Origin of the sequence: Parazoarcus communis SWub3 = DSM 12120 (assembly GCF_003226565.1) — a bacterium.
GTDB classification, from domain to species: Bacteria; Pseudomonadota; Gammaproteobacteria; order Burkholderiales; family Rhodocyclaceae; genus Parazoarcus; species Parazoarcus communis.
The window spans coordinates 104435-123734 of sequence record NZ_QKOE01000002.1; the positions used below are offsets into that span (position 1 = coordinate 104435).

12 protein-coding genes are annotated in these 19300 nt (G+C 63.1%); 11 read left to right on the top strand and 1 reads right to left on the bottom strand.

Annotation, left to right across the window (positions count from 1 at the left end; translation table 11 throughout):
- Window positions 1-30 precede the first annotated feature (30 nt).
- Together htpX and DNK49_RS04145 are read left to right on the top strand one after the other, a co-directional pair.
- A complete protein-coding gene (htpX, locus tag DNK49_RS04140; RefSeq protein WP_110523075.1) occupies window positions 31-870 on the top strand; it encodes a zinc metalloprotease HtpX in 840 nt (279 codons plus the stop codon).
- Window positions 871-1106: 236 nt separating this feature from the next.
- Window positions 1107-2474, top strand: a complete 1368-nt coding sequence (locus tag DNK49_RS04145; protein ID WP_110523076.1) for an FAD-dependent oxidoreductase — start codon at window positions 1107-1109, stop codon at window positions 2472-2474.
- A gap of 83 nt (window positions 2475-2557) precedes the next feature.
- Here DNK49_RS04145 and DNK49_RS04150 read toward each other — a convergent pair whose 3' ends face one another.
- Window positions 2558-3457, bottom strand: a complete 900-nt coding sequence (locus DNK49_RS04150) for a LysR family transcriptional regulator (RefSeq protein WP_110523077.1) — start codon at window positions 3455-3457, stop codon at window positions 2558-2560.
- A gap of 328 nt (window positions 3458-3785) precedes the next feature.
- On the opposite strand from DNK49_RS04150, the gene DNK49_RS04155 reads away from it, so the two are divergent.
- From DNK49_RS04155 to DNK49_RS04195, 9 genes are all read left to right on the top strand, one after another.
- Entirely contained in the window at window positions 3786-4826 is a 1041-nt protein-coding gene (locus DNK49_RS04155) for a TRAP transporter substrate-binding protein (protein ID WP_110523078.1), read from the top strand.
- A 19-nt stretch (window positions 4827-4845) separates the two neighbouring features.
- The gene (locus DNK49_RS04160; protein WP_110523079.1) at window positions 4846-5325 is read left to right on the top strand and encodes a TRAP transporter small permease; all 480 of its coding nucleotides are present in this window, start codon (window positions 4846-4848) and stop codon (window positions 5323-5325) included.
- Entirely contained in the window at window positions 5315-6616 is a 1302-nt protein-coding gene (locus DNK49_RS04165; RefSeq protein ID WP_110523080.1) for a TRAP transporter large permease, read from the top strand. The genes DNK49_RS04160 and DNK49_RS04165 overlap by 11 nt, the downstream gene beginning before the upstream one ends.
- Window positions 6617-6625: 9 nt before the next feature.
- The gene (locus DNK49_RS04170; RefSeq protein ID WP_243632232.1) at window positions 6626-7771 is read left to right on the top strand and encodes an alpha-hydroxy acid oxidase; all 1146 of its coding nucleotides are present in this window, start codon (window positions 6626-6628) and stop codon (window positions 7769-7771) included.
- Window positions 7768-8862, top strand: a complete 1095-nt coding sequence (locus DNK49_RS04175) for an enolase C-terminal domain-like protein (protein ID WP_207806880.1) — start codon at window positions 7768-7770, stop codon at window positions 8860-8862. Before DNK49_RS04170 ends, DNK49_RS04175 begins: the two co-directional genes overlap by 4 nt.
- Window positions 8863-9093: 231 nt before the next feature.
- On the top strand, window positions 9094-11247 hold the full coding sequence (locus DNK49_RS04180) for a thiamine pyrophosphate-dependent enzyme (protein WP_110523081.1): 2154 nt from the start codon (window positions 9094-9096) through the stop codon (window positions 11245-11247).
- Window positions 11248-11269: 22 nt separating this feature from the next.
- Window positions 11270-12886, top strand: coding sequence for an indolepyruvate oxidoreductase subunit beta family protein (locus DNK49_RS04185; protein WP_110523082.1), 1617 nt, complete (start codon window positions 11270-11272; stop codon window positions 12884-12886).
- A gap of 105 nt (window positions 12887-12991) precedes the next feature.
- The gene (locus DNK49_RS04190) at window positions 12992-13876 is read left to right on the top strand and encodes a DMT family transporter (RefSeq protein WP_110523083.1); all 885 of its coding nucleotides are present in this window, start codon (window positions 12992-12994) and stop codon (window positions 13874-13876) included.
- 274 nt (window positions 13877-14150) lie between these two features.
- Window positions 14151-19241: an autotransporter domain-containing protein gene (locus DNK49_RS04195; RefSeq protein ID WP_165843262.1), complete on the top strand. Its 5091-nt coding sequence runs from the start codon at window positions 14151-14153 to the stop codon at window positions 19239-19241.
- Window positions 19242-19300 lie beyond the last annotated feature (59 nt).

Sequence of the window (19300 nt, forward strand, 5' to 3'; positions counted from 1 at the left end):
GCTGACCTACGATTACAGAGGAACCCGACAATGTTTGGAAACTGGCTGAAGACGTCCATTCTGATGGCCGGCATCGTCGCCTTGTTCGGCGTCGTCGGCGGTGCCATCGGCGGCCAGCAGGGCATGCTGATTGCCTTGCTGCTGGGGGGCGGCATGAACCTGTGGGCCTACTGGTTCTCCGACAAGGCGGTGCTCAAGATGTACAACGCCCGCCAGGTCGATGCCAGTACCTCGCCCTATCTGTACAACATGGTGCGCGAGCTGGCGCAACGTGCCAACCTGCCGATGCCCAAGGTGTACATCATCGACGAGGCCCAGCCCAACGCCTTTGCCACCGGGCGCAATCCCGACCACGCCGCGGTGGCGGCTACCACCGGCATCATGCGCATGCTGTCCGAGCGCGAACTGCGCGGCGTCATGGCGCACGAACTGGCCCACGTCAAGAACCGCGACATCCTGATCTCCACCATTTCGGCCACCGTCGCCGGTGCGATCTCCTCGCTCGCCCAGTTCGGCATGTTCTTCGGTGGCCGTGACGGCGAGAACCGGCCCAATCCCATCGTTTCCATCATCATCATGATCATGGCGCCGATCGCCGGCATGCTGATCCAGATGGCGATCAGCCGCACCCGCGAGTTTGGTGCCGATCGCGGTGGCGCAGAGATCTCCGGCGATCCGGAAGCGCTTGCCAGCGCGCTGGCCAAGATCGAGGCCTACGCCAAGGGAATCCCGATGCATGCTGCCGAAGCGCATCCCGAGACCGCGCAGATGATGATCATGAACCCGCTGTCGGGCGGTGGCTTGCGCGGGCTGTTCTCCACCCATCCCTCCACCCAGGAGCGGATCGCCAAGCTGCGCGCGATGCGCTGATCCTGCAGTGCCGGCGCCATCAGCCGGCTGCCGACCTGTCGGGGCAAGGTGTCCAGTGCGGACCTTTGCCCCGATTGTCTTTGCATCCCATAGAATCCGGTTCGGGGCCGATCATCCATCGGTCGTAGTCTGACGGTCAGCGTACCGTCATCCAAACTGCCTGCCATGCTGCGGGCATTGTCAGCGCCGGCGGCATCCCGCACCGGTGTGGTTACAACAAACCGGGAGATTCATCCATGACTCAGGACATACACGGCTCGCGCCGCCAGTTTCTGGCTGCGGCCGGCGGCCTGGCTGCCGCAACGGTGATCACACCGGCGCTGGCACAGGGCACTGCCGCCGCACCTTCGCTGCCACCCTTGATCGGTCGCAGCACTGACACCCTCATCCCGCGCGGCAAGGTGCCGCGGGTGGTGATTTGCGGCGGTGGCTGGGGCGGCGTGACTGCGGCCAAGTACCTGCGCCAGTACGCACCGCATCTCGAGGTGGTGTTGCTCGAGCGCAACCCGGTGTTCTTCTCCTGCCCGATGAGCAACAAGTGGCTGGTCGACGTGGTCGACACCGCTTACCTCACGCACGACTACCTGGCCGTATCCGAGAAGTACGGCTATCGCTTCATTCAGACCGAGATCCTGGAGATCGAGCGCGACCGCAAGCGGGTCATCACCGCGGCCGGGGCACTGGACTACCATTACCTGATCCTGTCCCCGGGTATCCGCTACAACTACGAAGCCTGGTTCGGCAATGACCGGCGCATGGCAGAAGCCACCAAGGCACGTTTCCCAGCGGCCTACATTCCCAGTGCCGAACACTTTCGCCTCAAGCAGTCGCTGCAGGACTTCAAGGGTGGCACCCTGGTGATGACACTGCCGCCTCCGCCGCAGCGCTGTCCGCCCAGTCCCTACGAGCGCGCTTGCCTGATTGCCTCGATGTTCAAGCACAAGAACATCCCCGGGCGCATCCTCATCCTTGACCACAAGGACGGCGTCCGGCCCATCGGCCCTGGTTTCCGCAGCGCCTTCGAGGAGTTGTACAAGGACATCATCACCTATGTGCCCAACGCCCATGTGCAGGAGGTCGACCCCTTCCGCAAGCACATCAAGACCGCTGCGGGTGACTTCGACTTCGACCATGCCATCCTGATGGCACCGCACCAGGCCGGCGATCTGGCATGGAAGGCCGGTGTCGTGCCGCAAGCTGGACAGGGCAAACCGGGCGGCTGGGCCGATGTCGATCCACTGTTCCTGCACGACCGCAATGACAAGGATGTCTACGTGATCGGCGATGCAGTCGGCTTCGTCTCGCCGCAGTTTGCCTTCTACCCCAAGGCTGGCCACGTCGCCAACCGCCAGGCCCGTATTGTTGCCCGCTACATCGCCGAACGCGAGGCCGGGCGCACGCCCGACTTCGCCCTGCCCGACAACCTCTGCTTCATGATGGTCAACACCCAGCCGCAGGAGGGCATCTCGGTGCAGTTCGACTACAAGGTCAACGACCAGGGCATCATCGAACAGCGCCAGATGGACTTCAACGAGCGCTCCCCGGCAACCATTCCGGAGGACTTCAACTGGGCGCGCCTCATTTACGAGGACCTGTTCAGCTGATCCACCCGGTCGGCAGCGTCTGGTCGCGTGAATGTCGACCGGGCGTTGCCGTCATAGCAGGGGCGAAGCTGGCCACGCTTTGATCAAGCAGCCGATAGAATGCGCTGTACCCGGTCGATCATCCAGCGGATGGCGGGCGTCGATTCATGCCGTGGATGCCAGTGCAGTTTGACATCGAAGCTCGGCAGGGCAACCGGTACCGGGCGGGCGACAACGTCGCTCTGGGTACAGAAAGTGCGTGCAACCACCGAAGGCAGGATGACGACCAGTTCGCTGTCCGCGATCAGTTGTGGCAAGGCGGTGAAATACGGCGTGCGGATCGCCACCGGGCGGACGATGCCAAGATCCGACAATGCATCCTCCGCCAACTGGTGCCCGGAATAGGTGGACGAAACCACTGCATGGCGTGCATGCCGGAAGGCCTCCAGGTCGAACTTGCCCAGACGTTCGGCATGTGCGCGGCCCAGCAGGCAGACGTAGTACTCCCGGAACAAGGTTGCGCTGCGGGTCTGGCCGCGGATCTGTGGCAGGTTGCCAAGTGCGGCGTCGATCTTGCCGGCCGCCAGCTGGTCGACCAGTTCATTGACCGGCACCTGGCGGATCTCGATCGAGATCCGTGGCGCCTCGCGCAGCAGTTCGCGTTCCAGTGGCGGCAGAAAGGACATGCTGCCGATATCGGACATCGCGAAGTTGAATGTCCGGCTCGTCGAAACCGGATCGAAGTGGCGCGTCTCCTCCACCGCCTCGCCGATCAGTGACAGTGCGTCGCGAAAACGGGCGTACAGCGCGTCGGCACAAGGGGTCGGTTTGAAGAAGCGCTGTTCGCGCACGAACAGGTTGTCGCCGATCATGTCGCGCAACTTGCCCAGGCCATAGCTGACCGTGGGTTGGGTCAGGTCCAGCCGCTCGGCCGCCGCGGTGACGCTGCGGGTTTCGTAGATCGAAACGAACACGCGGATCAGGTTGAGATCGAAGCGCTCCATGGGACTTTTTCTTTAGTTATAGATTCCATCGATTTGTAACATAAACGGTATCGGTTGGATCGATACTGACGCAGGACTACGCTTGTCTTCACAGAACGGCCCCGCGACAGATGAGGGCCGCACCCCGATAACGGAGGAGACCGGCATGAGCCCCACCCTGCCCTTTGGCGCACAAGCGTCACCACACGGCCCATGTCCCGAGCCCGGCATCCGTGCCGTGCCAAATTTCTCCTCGATACGCTGATCTGGTTCGCCCCGCGGGCTTTCGCGTCCGGTCATACCGGACGTGCCGGCGCGCATTCGTTTGACTGCAAGGAGGAGACACGACATGAAAACAAAGCTGTTTGCCCATCGGCCCTGTGGCGTACTGGCCCTCGCGTTGTCGACCATGCTCGCGGCGTCAGCCGCGAATGCGCAGGAGCGCAAGGTCGAGCTGCGCTTCGCCAACTGGTTGCCCGCGCAGCACGCACTTGCCAAGACCGGTTTTGAGCCTTGGGCAAAGTCGGTGGAGGCTGCTTCGGACGGCACCATCAAGGTGATGCTGTTTCCTGCCCAGCAATTGGGCAAGGCAGCCGACCACTATGACATGGCACGTGACGGCATCGCCGACATGAGTTGGGTCAGCCCCGGTTATCAGGCCGGCCGCTTCCCCATATTTGCCGCCAGCGAGCTGCCTTTCCAGGCCGCCGATCCCGGCCCTGGCTCGGCGGCACTCGATGGCTGGTACCGCAAGTACGCCGAGCAGGAGATGAGCGATGTGAAGTTCTGCTTTGCCCACATGCACATCGGTACCCTGCATTCGAAGAAGCCGATCACCGATCCCGAGCAGATCCGGGGCATGAAGATTCGCCCTGCCAACGGCACGGTGGCACAGATGGTGACCACGCTCGGCGGCTCCAACGTACAGGTGTCCGCACCGGAGTCGCGCGACGCCCTCGACAAGGGTGTGGCCGATGCCATTACCTTCCCGTGGAACTCGACGGTGGCCTTCAACGTTCATCGCGCGGCCAGCTTCCACACCGACATGCGCCTGTACAACGCCAGTTTCGTATGGGTGATGAACAAGGCCTGGTATCAGCGGCTGTCCGACAAGCAGCGCTCGGTCATCGACGATCACTGTTCCAATACCTGGGCGGCCCGTGTCGGCAAGGACTGGGGCGGTGAGGAAGATGCGGGCCGAGACAAGATCGCCGCGATGAAGGACCAGACCATCGTGGCGCTGACGCCCGAACAGCTCGACAAGTGGAAACAGGCGGTCAGGCCGGTCTATGACCAGTGGGCGCGCTCCATGCCCGCGGGTGGTCCGGATGCCCAGCAGGTGCTCAAGGCGTACCAGGACGAACTGGCCAGTCGCGGCGGCAAGCTCTGATCGCGGCGGACCTCAGCCCATGAAACGACTTCTGTCGATGACGGAGACGGTCGCGGCCGTCTTCCTGCTCGCCATCGCCCTGCTGACCACGTGCAACGTGGTCGCTCGGGAGTTCTTTGGCGTCACCATACCGGACTGGTTCGACGGTTCGCGCCTGCTGCTGGGCATTGCCCTGTTCTGGGGGATTGCGCTGGCGACTTACCGCGGCGGCCATATTTGTGTGGATCTGTTGTGGGAGCACGTCGGGCCGCGCTGGCAACACCGTCTAGACCTGATCGCGGGTGCCATCACCCTGGCCCTGTTTGCACCGCTGGCCTGGATGGTATGGGTCAAGGTCGGCGGCCTGGGCGCCCAGGCGACCTCCGACCTGCGTCTGCCGCTGTTCTGGTTCCAGTCGGTGGCGGCGGCCGGTGCTACCGCCGGTGCATTTGCCGCACTGGCCCGTCTGGTCGTACTGGCACGCGCGCCGCGGGCAGGGGAGTTGGGTCATGGATCGTGATCTGGTTGCCCTTTGCGGCTTCGTACTGATGTTCGTGCTGATGGTGCTGCGGGTGCCGGTTGGCGTCGCGATGGGGGTGGTCGGTGTGCTGGGCTTCGGCATGCTGGCCGGCACCACGCCGGCGCTGAACCTCCTGGCCAATGTCCCCTTGTCGGTGCTCACCGATTACAACCTGGCGGTGATCCCGATGTTCATCCTGATGGGCGCGTTTGCCGCCAATTCGGGCATGAGCCGGGAATTGTTCGAGTCCGGGCGGATGTGGTTCGGCCATCGTCGCGGAGGCCTGGCCTATGCGTCGATTGCGGCCTGTGGCGGCTTTGCCGCGATCAACGGGTCGTCGGTGGCCACCGCGGCGACGATGACCCAGGTGGCGTTGCCGGAAATGCGCAAGGCCGGCTACGCCCCCTGCTTTTCCGCTGGCCTCATTGCCGCAGGCGGCACGTTGGGCATCATGATTCCGCCCTCGGTCATCTTCGTGCTCTACGGCATCATGACCGACACCGACATCACCCAGCTGTTCGCTGCCGGGGTGGTGCCGGGTCTGCTCGGTGTCGCCTTCTACTTTGCGCTGGTGCAGTTCATCGCCTGGCGCAAGCCGGCCAGCGTGCCGGTGGGCGCACGTCATGGCTGGGGTGAGCGCATCCGCAGTTCGATTGGCCTGTGGCCGGTGATTCTGCTGTTCCTGATGGTACTCGGCGGTATCTATGCCGGCCTGTTTACTGTGCAGGAAGGTGCAGGGGTCGGCGCCATCGGCACGCTGGCAATCGGGGTGGTCCGGCGCAAGCTTGGCATTGTGGCGATCCGCGCGGCATTGATCGATGCCCTGCGCATCTCGTCATCGATCATGACCATCGTTGTCGGTGCCTATCTGTTTGGCTACTTCCTGACCATCACCCAGTTCACCCAGCAGGCGGTCGACTTCCTGGTGCATCTGCCCATCGGCGCCTACGGTGTGCTGGCACTGGTACTGGTCGGCTACTTCGTGCTCGGTGCGGTGATGGACGAGCTGGCCATGATCCTGCTGACTGTGCCCATCGTGTTTCCGGCGATGATGGAGCTGGGCTTCGATCCGGTGTGGTTTGGCGTCATCACGGTAATGGCGGTGACTTTCGGCATGATCACGCCGCCAGTGGGCATCAATGTGTTCGTCATCAACTCGATTGCACGTGATATTCCACTGGGCACGATCTACCGTGGCATCGCCCCCTTCGTGGCAGTCGACATCGTCCGACTCGTCGTATTGTGCGTCTTTCCGGCGCTGTCGCTGTGGCTGCCGGCCATGCTGACCTGACCGATTGCGATGATGATGAAGCTCAATACCGAAGACCACCGGCGTGCTGCCCGCCGCCACCTACCCCGTTTCGTGTTCGAATTTCTCGACGGCGGCGCCGAGCGTCAATGCTGTCTGGCGCGTAATCGGGGTGACCTCGACCGGGTGCTGTTGAATCCCCGTGTTTTGCGTGACAGCACCGTGCTCGACACCCGCATCGAGGTGTTCGGCGAAACCTGGCGGCGTCCCTTCGGCATCGCGCCGATGGGATTCACCGGCCTGACCCGTCCGGGGGGCGACGTCATGCTGGCGCGTGCGGCGGCCGCAGCCGGTGTGCCCTTCGTATTGTCGACCGCATCGAACAGCCGCATCGAGGCCGTGGCCCAACCCGGCTCGGCGCTTGGCTGGTTCCAGCTTTATGTCATGCGCGATCGTGCCATTGCCGGGCAGATGATCCGGCGCGCGCGTGCCGCCGGTTTCAAGGCACTGGTACTGACCGTTGATGTACCGGTCAGTGGATACCGCGAGCGTGATGTCCGTAATGGCTTCCGGCTGCCATTCCGGCCGCCGCTGGCCACGCTTGCCGATATCGCGCTGCATCCGCGCTGGTTGCTGCGTTTTCTTGGCAGTGGCATGCCGGCTTTCGTCAACCTTGCGGAGACCGAAGGAACTGACACCCTGGCGCTGCAGGCTGCGTTGCTCAGTCGTGACATGGACCGCAGCCTGGACTGGGATGGCCTGGCCTGGTTGCGCCGCGAATGGGACGGTCCGCTGGTGCTGAAGGGTGTGCTGCACCCTGACGATGCGCGTGAGGCCTGCCGGCGTGGCGTGGACGGGGTGATCGTGTCCAACCACGGCGGTCGCCAGCTCGATGCCGCACCATCGTCCATTGATGCCCTGCGCAGGGTGCTCGATGCGATTGAGGATCGCATTCCGGTGTTTGTTGACAGCGGGTTTCGCAGTGGTCTCGATGTCGCCCGCGCACTGGCCCTCGGCGCGCGTGCGGTCTTCCTTGGCCGGCCCTTGTTATACGGCCTGGCTCATGGTGGCGAGGCGGGTGCGGCAGCGGTGCTCGATCAGTTCGGCAGCGAACTCGAACGCACGATGACATTGACTGGTGCCCCCACGGTGGCGGCTCTCGACCGTAACCTGCTCGCTTCCGGAGATCCCTTATGAACCCTCCTGCCACCATGCGCCGTATTGCGCGCATCTGTGCCCGTGCGGTCAATGCACCGCTCGAGTATCCGGTCCACACCAGTGTCGGCTCGGTTGACGCCTCGCCACTGGTGCTGATCGATCTTCATCTCGACGATGGCACGGTGGGTCACGCCTATGTGTTTACCTATACCCCGTTGGCATTGGCAAGCGTACGGAAAATGGTTGAGAGTTTGGGCCAACTGCTGATTGGTGAGGCGCTGGCACCCTTCGAGCTCGACCGTCTGCTGGCTGGCCGACTGCGTCTCATTGGACGCCAGGGTGTGGCGATGATGGCCAGCGCCGGGCTCGATATGTCGGCCTGGGATGCGCTGGCCAAGGTGCGGGGGGTGCCATTGGCTGAACTGCTTGGAGGACGGGTGCGGGCGTTGCCCGCCTATGACAGTCACAGCATGGACGGGATGGAAATTGGTATTCTGCGCGCGCGCCGCGCGGTGGAAGCCGGTTTTGGTGCGATCAAGGTCAAGATCGGTTACCGCGAGCTGTCCGAGGACTGTCGTATCGTCGAGGCCATCCGCAATTGCATTGGTGATCAGGTGCAGTTGATGGTCGACTACAACCAGTCGTTGTCCGTACCCGAGGCTGCCCGCCGCATGCAGGCACTGGCGGCGTATGCGCCGGCCTGGGTCGAGGAGCCGACGGTACAGGAAGACTACGCCGGCCATGCACGTCTGCGTGGCACTGCGGGTCTGGCGATACAGATGGGCGAGAACTGGTGTGGCCCCGAGGAGATGCAGCGGGCACTGGATGTGGGCGCCTGCGACTTTGCCATGCCTGATGTGATGAAGATTGGCGGCGTCACTGGCTGGTTGAAGGCCGCCACGCTTGCCCAGGTTCGTGGCGTTCCGATGTCCAGCCATATCTTTCAGGAAATCAGTGCCCATCTGCTGGCGGTAACGCCCACTGCGCACTGGCTAGAGCGCATGGATCTGGCTGCCCCCATCCTTGCACGTCCGCTCGTCTTTCGTGACGGGATGGCCTGCCCCAGTGACGAACCAGGAACCGGGGTTGCCTGGAATGAGGATGCGGTGAGCCGTCATGCCGTGACCTGACTTTTTCGGGCCGGTGCGCCCTGCATTCCCTCCTCCCCGCACCGGCCTCTTGGTGCCCGCATGGACGGGCATCTTTTTTCCGACCCAAGTGGCCGGAGGGGGCGCATGCGCCCACCCTCCGCTGACCCCTCGCGTCTGGCGTCAATTCGCTGGTCATGAAGGTGATCGTCGCCACCGTGATGTTTGCACTGGCCATGGCCGGGGCACAAAGACCAGAAAGGAGACCACAGCATGGAAGTATCGTTCAGCAAGGAGGTCAGCCAGCTGCGCCAGGGCGCGGGCACTACTTTCCATGGCGAGGGCATTCTAGCCATCACCAAGGCCCTGTTGCAGTCGGGGGTGTCCTATGTCGGCGGCTATCAGGGGGCACCGGTATCGCATCTGCTGGACGTCATGGTGCAGGCCGAGGACTACCTGGCCGAACTGGGCGTGCATGTCGAAGCCTGCTCCAACGAAGCGTCGGCTGCGGCCATGCTCGGTGCGTCGATCCACTACCCCCTGCGCGGTGCAGTAACCTGGAAATCGGTAGTGGGAACCAATGTGGCGGCCGATGCGCTGTCCAACCTGTGCTCGCCCGGGGTGACCGGAGGCGCGTTGATCGTGGTGGGCGAAGACTATGGCGAGGGCGCCAGTGTGATTCAGGAGCGCACCTACGCCTTTGCGCTGAAGTCGTCGATGATCCTGATTGATCCGCGACCTGATCTCGAAGTCATGGTGCGCATGGTGGAGGAGGGCTTCGCGCTCTCCGAAGCAGCCAACACGCCCGCCTTTCTGCAACTGCGCATCCGTGCCTGCCACCTGCGTGGCCGTTTCGAGTGCAAGGACAATATCGCCCCTGCAGTCTCGCGCCGCCACCTGATGGCAGACCCCGCAGCCTTCGACTATGGGCGGCTGGCCCATCCGCCTGCCACTTTCCGCCACGAAAAGCTCAAGAGCGAGGCGCGCCTGCCGGCGGCGCGACGCTACATCGTCGAGCAGGGTCTGAACGAGCTGTTCGACGGCCGCCGCGACGACCTTGGCATCATCGTTCAGGGTGGCGTGTACAACGCGCTGATCCGCGCCTTGCAGCAGTTTGGCCTGGCCGACGCGTTTGGGGCCGGCGAGCTGCCCATCCTCAACCTTAATGTGGCTTATCCGCTGGCACCGCAGCAGATCGAAGATTTCTGCCGCAGCAAGCGCGCGGTGCTGGTGGTCGAGGAGGGGCAGCCCGAGTTCATCGAGCAGGAGATTGCGTTGATCCTGCACCGCGCCGGCATCGCGACCCGCCTGCATGGCAAGGATGTGCTGCCGATGGCAGGCGAATACAGTGTCGAGGCCATCGCTGGTGGTCTTGCCACCTTTATCGGCGAGCATGCGCCCGAGCTGCCGCTGGCGGGCGGGCGCGACTGGCTGGCAGCGATTGCCGCGCGGCGCGAAATGGTCTCTGCCGCGCTGGGTGCTCCTCTGCCGGCACGCCCGCCGGGCTTCTGCGTGGGGTGTCCCGAGCGCCCGGTCTTCTCTGCGATCAAGCTTGCCCAGCAGACGGTTGGCAAGGTGCACTACGCCGCGGACATCGGCTGCCATTCCTTCGCCACCTTCGAGCCCTTCTCCTTTGGCCACACCATTCTCGGCTATGGCATGAGTCTGGCCAGCCGGGCCGGGGTCTCGCCCATGATGCAGCGACGCACGCTGGCGGTGATGGGCGACGGTGGTTTCTGGCACAACGGCCTGCTCACCGGGGTGGAATCCGCGCTGTTCAACTGTGACGATGCAGTGTTGCTGATCATGAAGAACGGCTACACCTCGGCCACCGGTACGCAGGAGATCATTTCCACCCCCGACGACGAAATCAAGGCGCAGACCGCCGACAAGCACCAGAGCCTGGTGGACCGCAATGTCACCATCGAGCACACGCTGCGCGGCGTTGGCGTGAAATGGCTGCGGGTGGTGCCGAGCTACGAAGTGGCACGCATGAAGGCGACGCTGGAAGAAGCCTTCAGCACCGACTTTGACGGGCTCAAGGTCATCGTTGCCGAGGGTGAGTGCCAGCTCGAACGCCAGCGCCGGGTCAAGCCCTGGGTGGCCGGACGGCTCAAGCGCGGCGAACGGGTGCAGCGGGTCAAGTACGGGGTGGACGAGGATGTCTGTTCCGGCGATCACGCCTGCATCCGCCTGTCGGGCTGCCCGACGCTGACCCTCAAGGACAGCAGCGATCCGCTGCGGGTCGATCCTGTGGCCACCGTCATCGACGGCTGCGTGGGCTGTGGCCTGTGTGGCGAGAATGCGCATGCGGCCACCCTGTGCCCCTCTTTTTACCGTGCCGAGGTGGTGAGCAACCCAGGGGTATTCGAGCGTCTGCTTGCCCGTCTGCGCCAAGGCGTCATCGGCCTGCTGCAACCCGCCTGAACCTGTTTCGGAGACTCCCGCCATGACTGCCGTGCCCGCGTTCGCTTCCGTCCCTGCTTTTGATTCCCTCCACGCTGCCGCCGACCCCCAGGCCGGCACCCGGCCGCTGACAATTCTCATTGCCGCACTGGGCGGTGAGGGCGGTGGCGTGCTCGCCGAGTGGCTGGTCGAACTGGCCACCCGATGTGGCTATGTTGCCCAGAGCACGTCGATTCCCGGTGTGGCCCAGCGTACCGGCGCCACCACCTATTACGTGGAGATCCATCCCCAGCCAATCAGCGAACTGGCGGGGCGCCGGCCGGTGCTGGGGCTGGCTGCGGTTCCGGGGGCGGTGGATGTCTTCATTGCCTCCGAGTTGCTCGAGGCGGCGCGCCATGCCGGCAATGGCATGCTCGATCCGGCGCGGACCCTGGTCATCGCCTCCACCTCGCGCAGCCTCACTACTGCCGAACGCATGCAGATGGGCGATGGCCGCAGCGATGGTGAGCACCTGCTGCGCACGGTGCGTGAGCACAGTCTGGCCTGTGTGGCCTTCGACATCGCCGGTACTGCGCGTGCCTGCGCAACGGTGCCCAGCGCGGTCATGTTTGGTGCCCTGGCCGCCAGTGGTCGCCTGCCTTTTCCGCGCGAAGCCTGGGAAGCGGTGATCCGTGCCTCCGGCCGTGGCGTCGAGGCCAGTCTGCGCGGCTTCGATCGCGCCTGGCAAAACGTGGGTGGCGCATTTGCCCCGGCGGCCGGGTTCGTGCAGCCGCCGCAGTCCTTGCCCGCCAACGCAGCCGCCGGGTTTCCTGCCGAGGTTGCCGACATCGTGAATTTGGGTCTGGCACGTGTCCGTGACTATCAGGATGCCGCATATGGCGAGCGTTACCTGGCGCGTGTCCGTGCCGTGCTGGCCTGCGAGCGCCGTCTCGATCCCGAGGTGGCCCAGGGTTACGCCCTGACGCGGGAAACGGCACGTTTTCTCGCATTGTGGATGGCGTTCGATGACATCGTCCGGGTCGCACGCCTCAAGTGCAGCGCTACCCGCTTTGCCCGCGTGCGTCGCGAGGCCGGTGCGGGCGACGATGATTTGCTGCGCATCGTCGATCACTTCAAGCCGGGCGTTCCCGAGCTTGCCGGTCTGTTGCCCGCCCGGCTCGAGGCGCCTTTGCTGCGTTGGGCGGCGCGGCGCCGTGCGAACGGCAAGGCACCGCTGGAGCTTGCCCTTCATCTCGATGTGACCCGCATCCGTGGCTTCCTGGCCTTGCGTCTGGTTGGCGGTCTGCGCTGGTTGCGCCCGCATGGTATGCGGTTTGCCCGCGAGCAGGCGATGATCGAGCAGTGGCTGGCCTGCATCGTCGACACGGGCGACTGGGGGCTGGCCCACGAGTTGGCGCTGTGCGGCCGGCTCATCAAGGGCTATGGAGCGACCAATGATCGCGGCCGCGACAATCTGGCCCACATCCTGACCCACCTCGCGGTCGGCGCACAGCCGGCGGCCGTCCGCGCCGAGGCGGTACGCCGTGCCCGCGAGGCGGCCCTTGCCGACGAGGCCGGCACCACGTTTGACCAGGTGCTGCGCGAGCATGGCGCGCCATCGCGCCCGGTCAAGGCGCAGCCCATCAACTTTGTTCCACGTCGTGTGCAGGGGTCACGCTGATGCAGCGGATCACGACATCCCGCCGTGTCTTGCCGTATCGCGGTCTGGCAGCGGTGGCAGTCGTTGTCGTGTAGGCTGTTCGTTTGCCGACCGGAGTCGTCTGTCTTGCTGCCCACCCGCACCCTTGTCGCCCTCGTCCTGCTGACCTTGTTCTGGGGCGTCAACTGGCCGGTGATGAAGCTGTCGCTGGGCGAGATCACGCCGCTTTATTTCCGCGCCATCACCATTACCGGTGGCCTGCTGTTGCTGCTGGTGTGGTTTCCCTCGCGTGGCATCAGCCTGCGTGTGCCGCGCAGCCAGTGGGGGCGGGTGCTGGTGCTGGCCTTGCCCAATATCATCGGCTGGCATTGCTTTTCCATCTTTGGCCTGCAGGCACTGGCTTCCGGACGAGCGGCCATCCTGGGCTTCACCATGCCGATCTGGACGGTGTTGCTCGGCGTGCTGTTCTTCCGGGAGCGGATGAGTCCGCGCCTGTGGCTGGCAACCGCCTGCGCCGCCGGTGCGGTGTTGCTGCTGCTGTGGCATGAACTGGGCCAATTGTCAGGCAGTCCGGTCGGCATGGCCTGGATGCTGGCTGCCGCGGCATCGTGGGCGACCGGCACCTTGCTCCTGAAGCGCCTGGGGCCGGCGGTTTCCACCGAAGCACTGACCGTCGCCATGCTGGCCTGCGCCCTGCCCGCGTTGTGGACGCTGGCGGTGGTGATCGAGCCGGTTCCGTCCTTCGACTTCTCGCCACGCATGTGGCTCGCCCTGGTTTACGGTGTGGTCATTGCCTGTGCTGCGGCCCAGGTGCTGTGGTTCTCCATTGCCCGCAGCCTGCCACCGGTGGCCAGCGCGTTGTCGGTAATGATGATTCCGGTGATCGGCCTGCTGTCAGCCATGCCGATCACCGGCGAGACACCGCACGTGCAGGACATGATGGCCGCCGCGCTGATCATGGTCGCGCTGTCGGCGGCGCTGTTGCCCAGACTGGAGAGGTCAGAGCTATAACTTTCGGCTGAAACTCAGTCAGGGTTCTTCGGGCTGCACGGGCTTTTGAAGCGAAGAAAAAACACAATGGAATTGCTTCTTATTGCCCGGATCGTGCGTTATTGCGTCATTTCAGCCTTTTCAGGCGCATTTGTTACGATATGTTGGTGATAGCATGTGCATGCTTTCATTCGATAATCCTGATGTTCCCGGATTGCGTCGGGTCAGCCCCGGATGCATCTGCCGACTAGCCCGAAGGGCAGTGGGAACGATCATTTCGGAGTTGTGCCCGATTATGTCCAGTCCTTTGTCCTGCCGCCCTCGCCTCAGCATTCTTGCGCTGGCGCTAAGTCTGACGTTCAGCCAGCAGGCCGCTGCCGGAAATTTCCGTTGGACGGGTAGTACCAACGATCAATGGGAAACCTCAGGTAATTGGGATTGGGATGGGTTTGCCCCCCCTGGGCCTGCGGATACGGCTACGTTCGATCTACTGGCGGCACCGGTTGCGCGGCTGTCGACGACCACCTCGATCAACATGCTCGTGTTGGGTGGCGCCAGCGTAGGTCGGCTAAACATCACTGGCTCATTGACTACCGGGGCTGCGCTGATCGCCAACAGTTCGGGTTCAACGGGTGAGCTGACCGTTAGTGGAAATGGTGCAGCGTTCGTTGTTTCGGGTGGGGCACTGACGCTGGGCCAGGCCGGTACCGGCACCCTGACGGTGCAAAACGCGGCCAGTGCTTCGTCATCTGCAGGTTCGGTATATATCGGTGGTGCCCCGGGGGGCAACGGAAATCTCATCTTGCAGACCGGAGGTAGTTTCGATGCCGGTACCTCGTTGCTGTACGTGGGCTTCGGCGGCAGCGGTAATGTCGGGATCACCGAAGGGCAATTGCATAGCGATGGTGCGCGCCTGGGAGATGGCCTTGGCAGCGTTGGCGAGGTGAGCCTGACCGGTGTTGGCAGTAGTTGGACCAATGCCGGATGGCTTGATGTTGGTGGTGGAGGCACCGGCACGCTGACACTTACCGCAGGTGCGACGGCGAGCACCAATGGTGCAGCCGTTGCAAGTACAGCAGGTACATCCAGCTCAATCGGTGTGTCCGGTATCAACAGCATGCTGACGATCAATGGTGCCTTCTCCTTCTACCTGGGTCTTTATGGCAACGCGACCTTGACCCTTGGCACTGGCGCAGCGATCAGCTCGGGTGAGACCTTGATTTCCCGATACAGCACCTCCACGAGTTCGGCCACGGTGACCGGAGGCACATGGACAACAGGTCGCCTGATCATGGGGGGCGATCCGTTTGACGTCCTTTCAACAGGTGGCACAGCAACCCTGATTGTGCAGGCCAGCGGCACGCTGAACACTGCTGATGCTTGGTTGGGTGCCGTTGATGGCGGCACCGGTACAGTGAATTTGAATGATGCCAGCTGGGTGGCGAGTGACCGGATTTCTGTCGGGTTTGGCGGCAGTGGCATTTTGTCGCTGACCAACGGCGCGGTGGTGAGCAGTACGGGGGGCTTGGTTGGTCATCTGGCCAGTGGCGACGGAACAGTCACGGTTTCCGGTGCTGGCAGCGCTTGGCACAACAGCGGGGTACTGTATGTGGGCAACGAAGGCGAAGGGGCGCTCACGGTGTCGGCGGGCGCTGCCGTGACCAGTACTGATGGATATGTCGGTGTTGCCAATGGCGCGCAAGGTGAGGCTGTGATCACCACAGGCGCAAGCTGGATAAATAGCGGAGATCTATTAGTCGGGCAGAGCGGTGGGGCTGTGGGCGAGGTCACTGTCAGCGGTGGTGGAAGTCTGTCCAGCCTGCAGAACATTCTCGGGGATCTGGCGGGTTCGCAAGGCACACTGACTGTTACTGGTGCCGGATCCACGATGACCGCAAGTTCGGACTTCAATGTCGGCCGTTTTGGTTCGGGGATCCTGTCGATCAATGCGGGTGGTCAGGCTAGTGGTAATCGTATCTTCATTGCCAACGAGAACGGCAGTAGTGGCGAGGCGGTGGTTTCAGGCAGCAACTCGCAATGGACCTCCACCAACAAGCTTCATGTTGGTCTTGGCGGGAGCGGCGAACTGACCGTGGCCGATGGGGGTACCGTCAGCGCGACCGAACTGGGTATCGCCACTCAAGCGGGTTCAACCGGGGTGCTCAACGTTGGTGCCAACGCCGTTTCCGCGCCTCAGCTTGCGGGTGTGCTCGATAGCCCGGCCATCGTGTTTGGTGCAGGTAACGGAACCCTGAACTTCAACCATAGTGGCGACTACAGCTTGGCAGCCGCCTTGACTGGTAACGGGACGGTAAATCAGCTCTCCGGTAACACCATTTTCAGCGGGAACTCTCTGGCTTTCGCTGGCAATACCACGATCAGTGGAGGGGTGCTGACGGTCGGTGGCAGCCTAGGGGGCACCTTGCAGGTGTCATCGGGAGGAACCTTGTCCGGGGTTGGAACGGTGGGTAGTACCACGGTTGCAAGCGGCGGCACGATTGCACCCGGCGATACCACGGGCGAGCTGATGGTGAATGGCGACCTGGTTTTGGCAAGTGGGTCGATCTACCGGGTGCAGGCGACTACGACAGGCGCTGATCGCATTTCCGTTAGCGGCAATGCCTCGTTGGCGGGTAACTTGAATGTGATTGCCGGCTCTTCCTCCTATGTTCCCGGTACCCAGTACGTCATCCTCAGTACTGGAGGCACGCTCAGCGGTCTGTTTGCGAGCGTCGCGAGCAACTTCAACTTCATGAACCCAGTGGTGACCTACAGTGGAAATGCAGTTTACCTGACGCTCAATGCGATCGAGGAAACCTCTGTATCGTCTTGGACAGGCTTGGCAAGTAGTGATTGGAACAATGCAGCCAACTGGGGCTGGGATGGCGTTGTGCCTGCTGCCGGCAGCAATGCCACGATTGATGTGGCTAGTGGCACCCGCATGCCAGTGTTGGACGGAAGTGGTGCGGTCGAGACTCTGATCGTCGGTGCCACGGCAACAGGGGGGTTGACTGTTAATGGCGCATTAGCTTCCGGAACGTTGGTGGCCGGCAATGGGATGGGATCCAGCGGGGAGATTGCCGCCAGCGGCAGTGGGGCGTCGATCCAGAACAGCAGCGTACTGATCCTAGGTAACTCGGGCACTGGTCGCCTGAATGTGAGTGGCGGTGCGACGGTGACGTCTGCGGGTCTGGTGTCGCTTGGTGTCGAAAGCGGCGGCTCCGGCGTGATCGACGTATCCGGTGGTGCTCGGTTGGAGGCTGATTCAGGCTTGCGTGTCGGTAGCAGGGGCAGTGGTGTTCTGGTCGTGCGTGACGGGGGACAGGTAAGGGCGTCAAGTGTTGAGCTTGGCCAGTTTGCCAGCGGTCGGGCGTCGGCAACAATATCCGGCATGGGCAGCACGCTCGCCAGCATAGGTACCTTGCATGTGGGTGGTGTAGGACAGGCAGCATTGACGGTGGTCGATGGTGGCAAGGTGAGTACCCCAAGACTGGAGATCGCGGCTCAATCGGGGGCCACTGCTGTAGTCAATGTGGGTGCAGCAGCTGGTTCGGCGCCCCATGGTGCGGGCTGGCTTGATACGGCTTCCATTGTGTTCGGTGCAGGCAGCGGTACGCTGAACTTCAATCACAATGCAGACTACACGCTGGCGGCGGCGTTGTCTGGCAGGGGGAACGTGAGACAACTGGGCGGCAACACCACGCTGTCCGGTGACTCGTCGGCCTTCACCGGCACGACGACGATGAGTGGCGGCAGACTGCGTGTAGATGGCACCTTGGGCGGTGCTTTGAATGTGATAGCTGGGGGAACCTTGTCGGGAAGCGGAACTGTGGGGAATACCACGGTGGCGTCGGGTGGCACCTTGGCGCCGGATGCACTGGGTGGAATGCTGCGTGTTAACGGCAACCTGGCCCTGGAAGCGGGTTCGACCTATCGAGTGCAGACCACGGCGGAGGGTGAGTCGGATCGCCTCGTCGTTACCGGTAATGCCGAGCTGGCCGGTGTGCTGAGTATCCGCGCGGGAATGTCGAAATATGCCGCCAGTACGCAATACACCATTCTGAGCGCAGGCGGGCTGGTTTCCGGCACCTTCGATACTGTCATCAGTGATTTTGCCTTCGTTACCCCAAGCCTGAATTATGAGGCACAGACCGTCGAGTTGACCCTCACGCCCAATGGCGCCAGCTACACCTCGGTCAGCCAGACGTCCAACGAGTCAGGGGTAGCTGAGGCATTGAAGTCGGCTGCGCTGAACACTGGAACGAGTAGCGAGTTCGACCAAGCTCTGATGCGGATCAACACCTTGTCTGCCGGGCAGGCACGTGCCGCCTTCAATAGTATGAGCGGTCGTGCCCACTTGGGCCTGGGTACGTTGGGGGTGTTGTCCTCAACCATGCAGACCTTGGGCCGGCGTACGATTGGAGACATCGGAAACAGCGGAGCAGGTGGGTCGGGATTCGCATATGCGGGGGGGGAGCCAGTGTTGCTGGCGACCAGTACTCATGCGGACACGGCCAGTGATGCAAGTGTCGGGCTGCAACTGTGGCCGAAGCGTCGTGATCGGGGTTTGTGGGCACAACTGCTGGGGGGGCATGGTAATACCCGCTCCGATGGCAATGCCGTTGGTTATAAAAGTGACACCAGCGGCGTGCTGCTGGGTGCAGACAGCAAACTGAACGATCGTACCGCCGTTGGCTTGGCTTATCAGTACGGGGACACCCGGCTGGATTACGCCAGTGCTGGCCACGATGATGCTCGTGTGCGGGGGCACCAGTTGGCAGCGTATGGCAGCCATGTGGTGGACGACTGGCGTCTGCAGGCAATTGCGGCTTACGGATGGAATGCCTATTCGACTGATCGCGACATCACCATCGGCGAAGCTTCGAGCCGGGCCCGAGCCGAATACGATGGTCGCGAACTCGGTGTTTTCCTCGAAGCGGCCTATCGTATCGACCGCGGCAATCATGTTCTCGAGCCAGCGCTGTCCTTGCAGAACGTCGTGCTGAAGCAGGACGGGTTCCGAGAAAAGGGGGCTGGTGCGCTGGGCCTGGAAGCCGATAGCCAGACTACACGGTCGCTGGTGTCGATGCTGGGTGGCCGTCTGCAACTGTCATTGGCACAGACCGGCCTGAGCGCCGAACTGCGCGCGTTCTGGCGTCGTCAGTGGGCGGATCGTGGTAGCGAGATGGAGGTTGCCTTCCAAGGCGCCCCTGGATCCAGTTTCCGGGTGACAGGCGTGTCGCAAGAGCGTGACAGCGCTGTTGTTGGTCTGGGGTTAAAGGGGCGGACCAGCGACAGTCTCAGCTTGGAACTGGACTACAACCTGGGTGTGGACAGACGTCAGACCCAGCACACCCTGATTGCAGGGTTACGTTATACCTGGTAAGCGCCGTGTGCTTTGAGCGGAAATGCTCTTGAAGAGGGTCCGGAATCACGCGTTAGACA

Coding starts and splice junctions, on each gene's coding strand:
- htpX (WP_110523075.1), top strand. CDS start 31: ATGTTTGGAAACTGGCTGAAGACGTCCATTCTGATGGCCGGCATCGTC.
- DNK49_RS04145 (WP_110523076.1), top strand. CDS start 1,107: ATGACTCAGGACATACACGGCTCGCGCCGCCAGTTTCTGGCTGCGGCC.
- DNK49_RS04150 (WP_110523077.1), bottom strand. CDS start 3,457: ATGGAGCGCTTCGATCTCAACCTGATCCGCGTGTTCGTTTCGATCTAC.
- DNK49_RS04155 (WP_110523078.1), top strand. CDS start 3,786: ATGAAAACAAAGCTGTTTGCCCATCGGCCCTGTGGCGTACTGGCCCTC.
- DNK49_RS04160 (WP_110523079.1), top strand. CDS start 4,846: ATGAAACGACTTCTGTCGATGACGGAGACGGTCGCGGCCGTCTTCCTG.
- DNK49_RS04165 (WP_110523080.1), top strand. CDS start 5,315: ATGGATCGTGATCTGGTTGCCCTTTGCGGCTTCGTACTGATGTTCGTG.
- DNK49_RS04170 (WP_243632232.1), top strand. CDS start 6,626: ATGATGATGAAGCTCAATACCGAAGACCACCGGCGTGCTGCCCGCCGC.
- DNK49_RS04175 (WP_207806880.1), top strand. CDS start 7,768: ATGAACCCTCCTGCCACCATGCGCCGTATTGCGCGCATCTGTGCCCGT.
- DNK49_RS04180 (WP_110523081.1), top strand. CDS start 9,094: ATGGAAGTATCGTTCAGCAAGGAGGTCAGCCAGCTGCGCCAGGGCGCG.
- DNK49_RS04185 (WP_110523082.1), top strand. CDS start 11,270: ATGACTGCCGTGCCCGCGTTCGCTTCCGTCCCTGCTTTTGATTCCCTC.
- DNK49_RS04195 (WP_165843262.1), top strand. CDS start 14,151: ATGTCCAGTCCTTTGTCCTGCCGCCCTCGCCTCAGCATTCTTGCGCTG.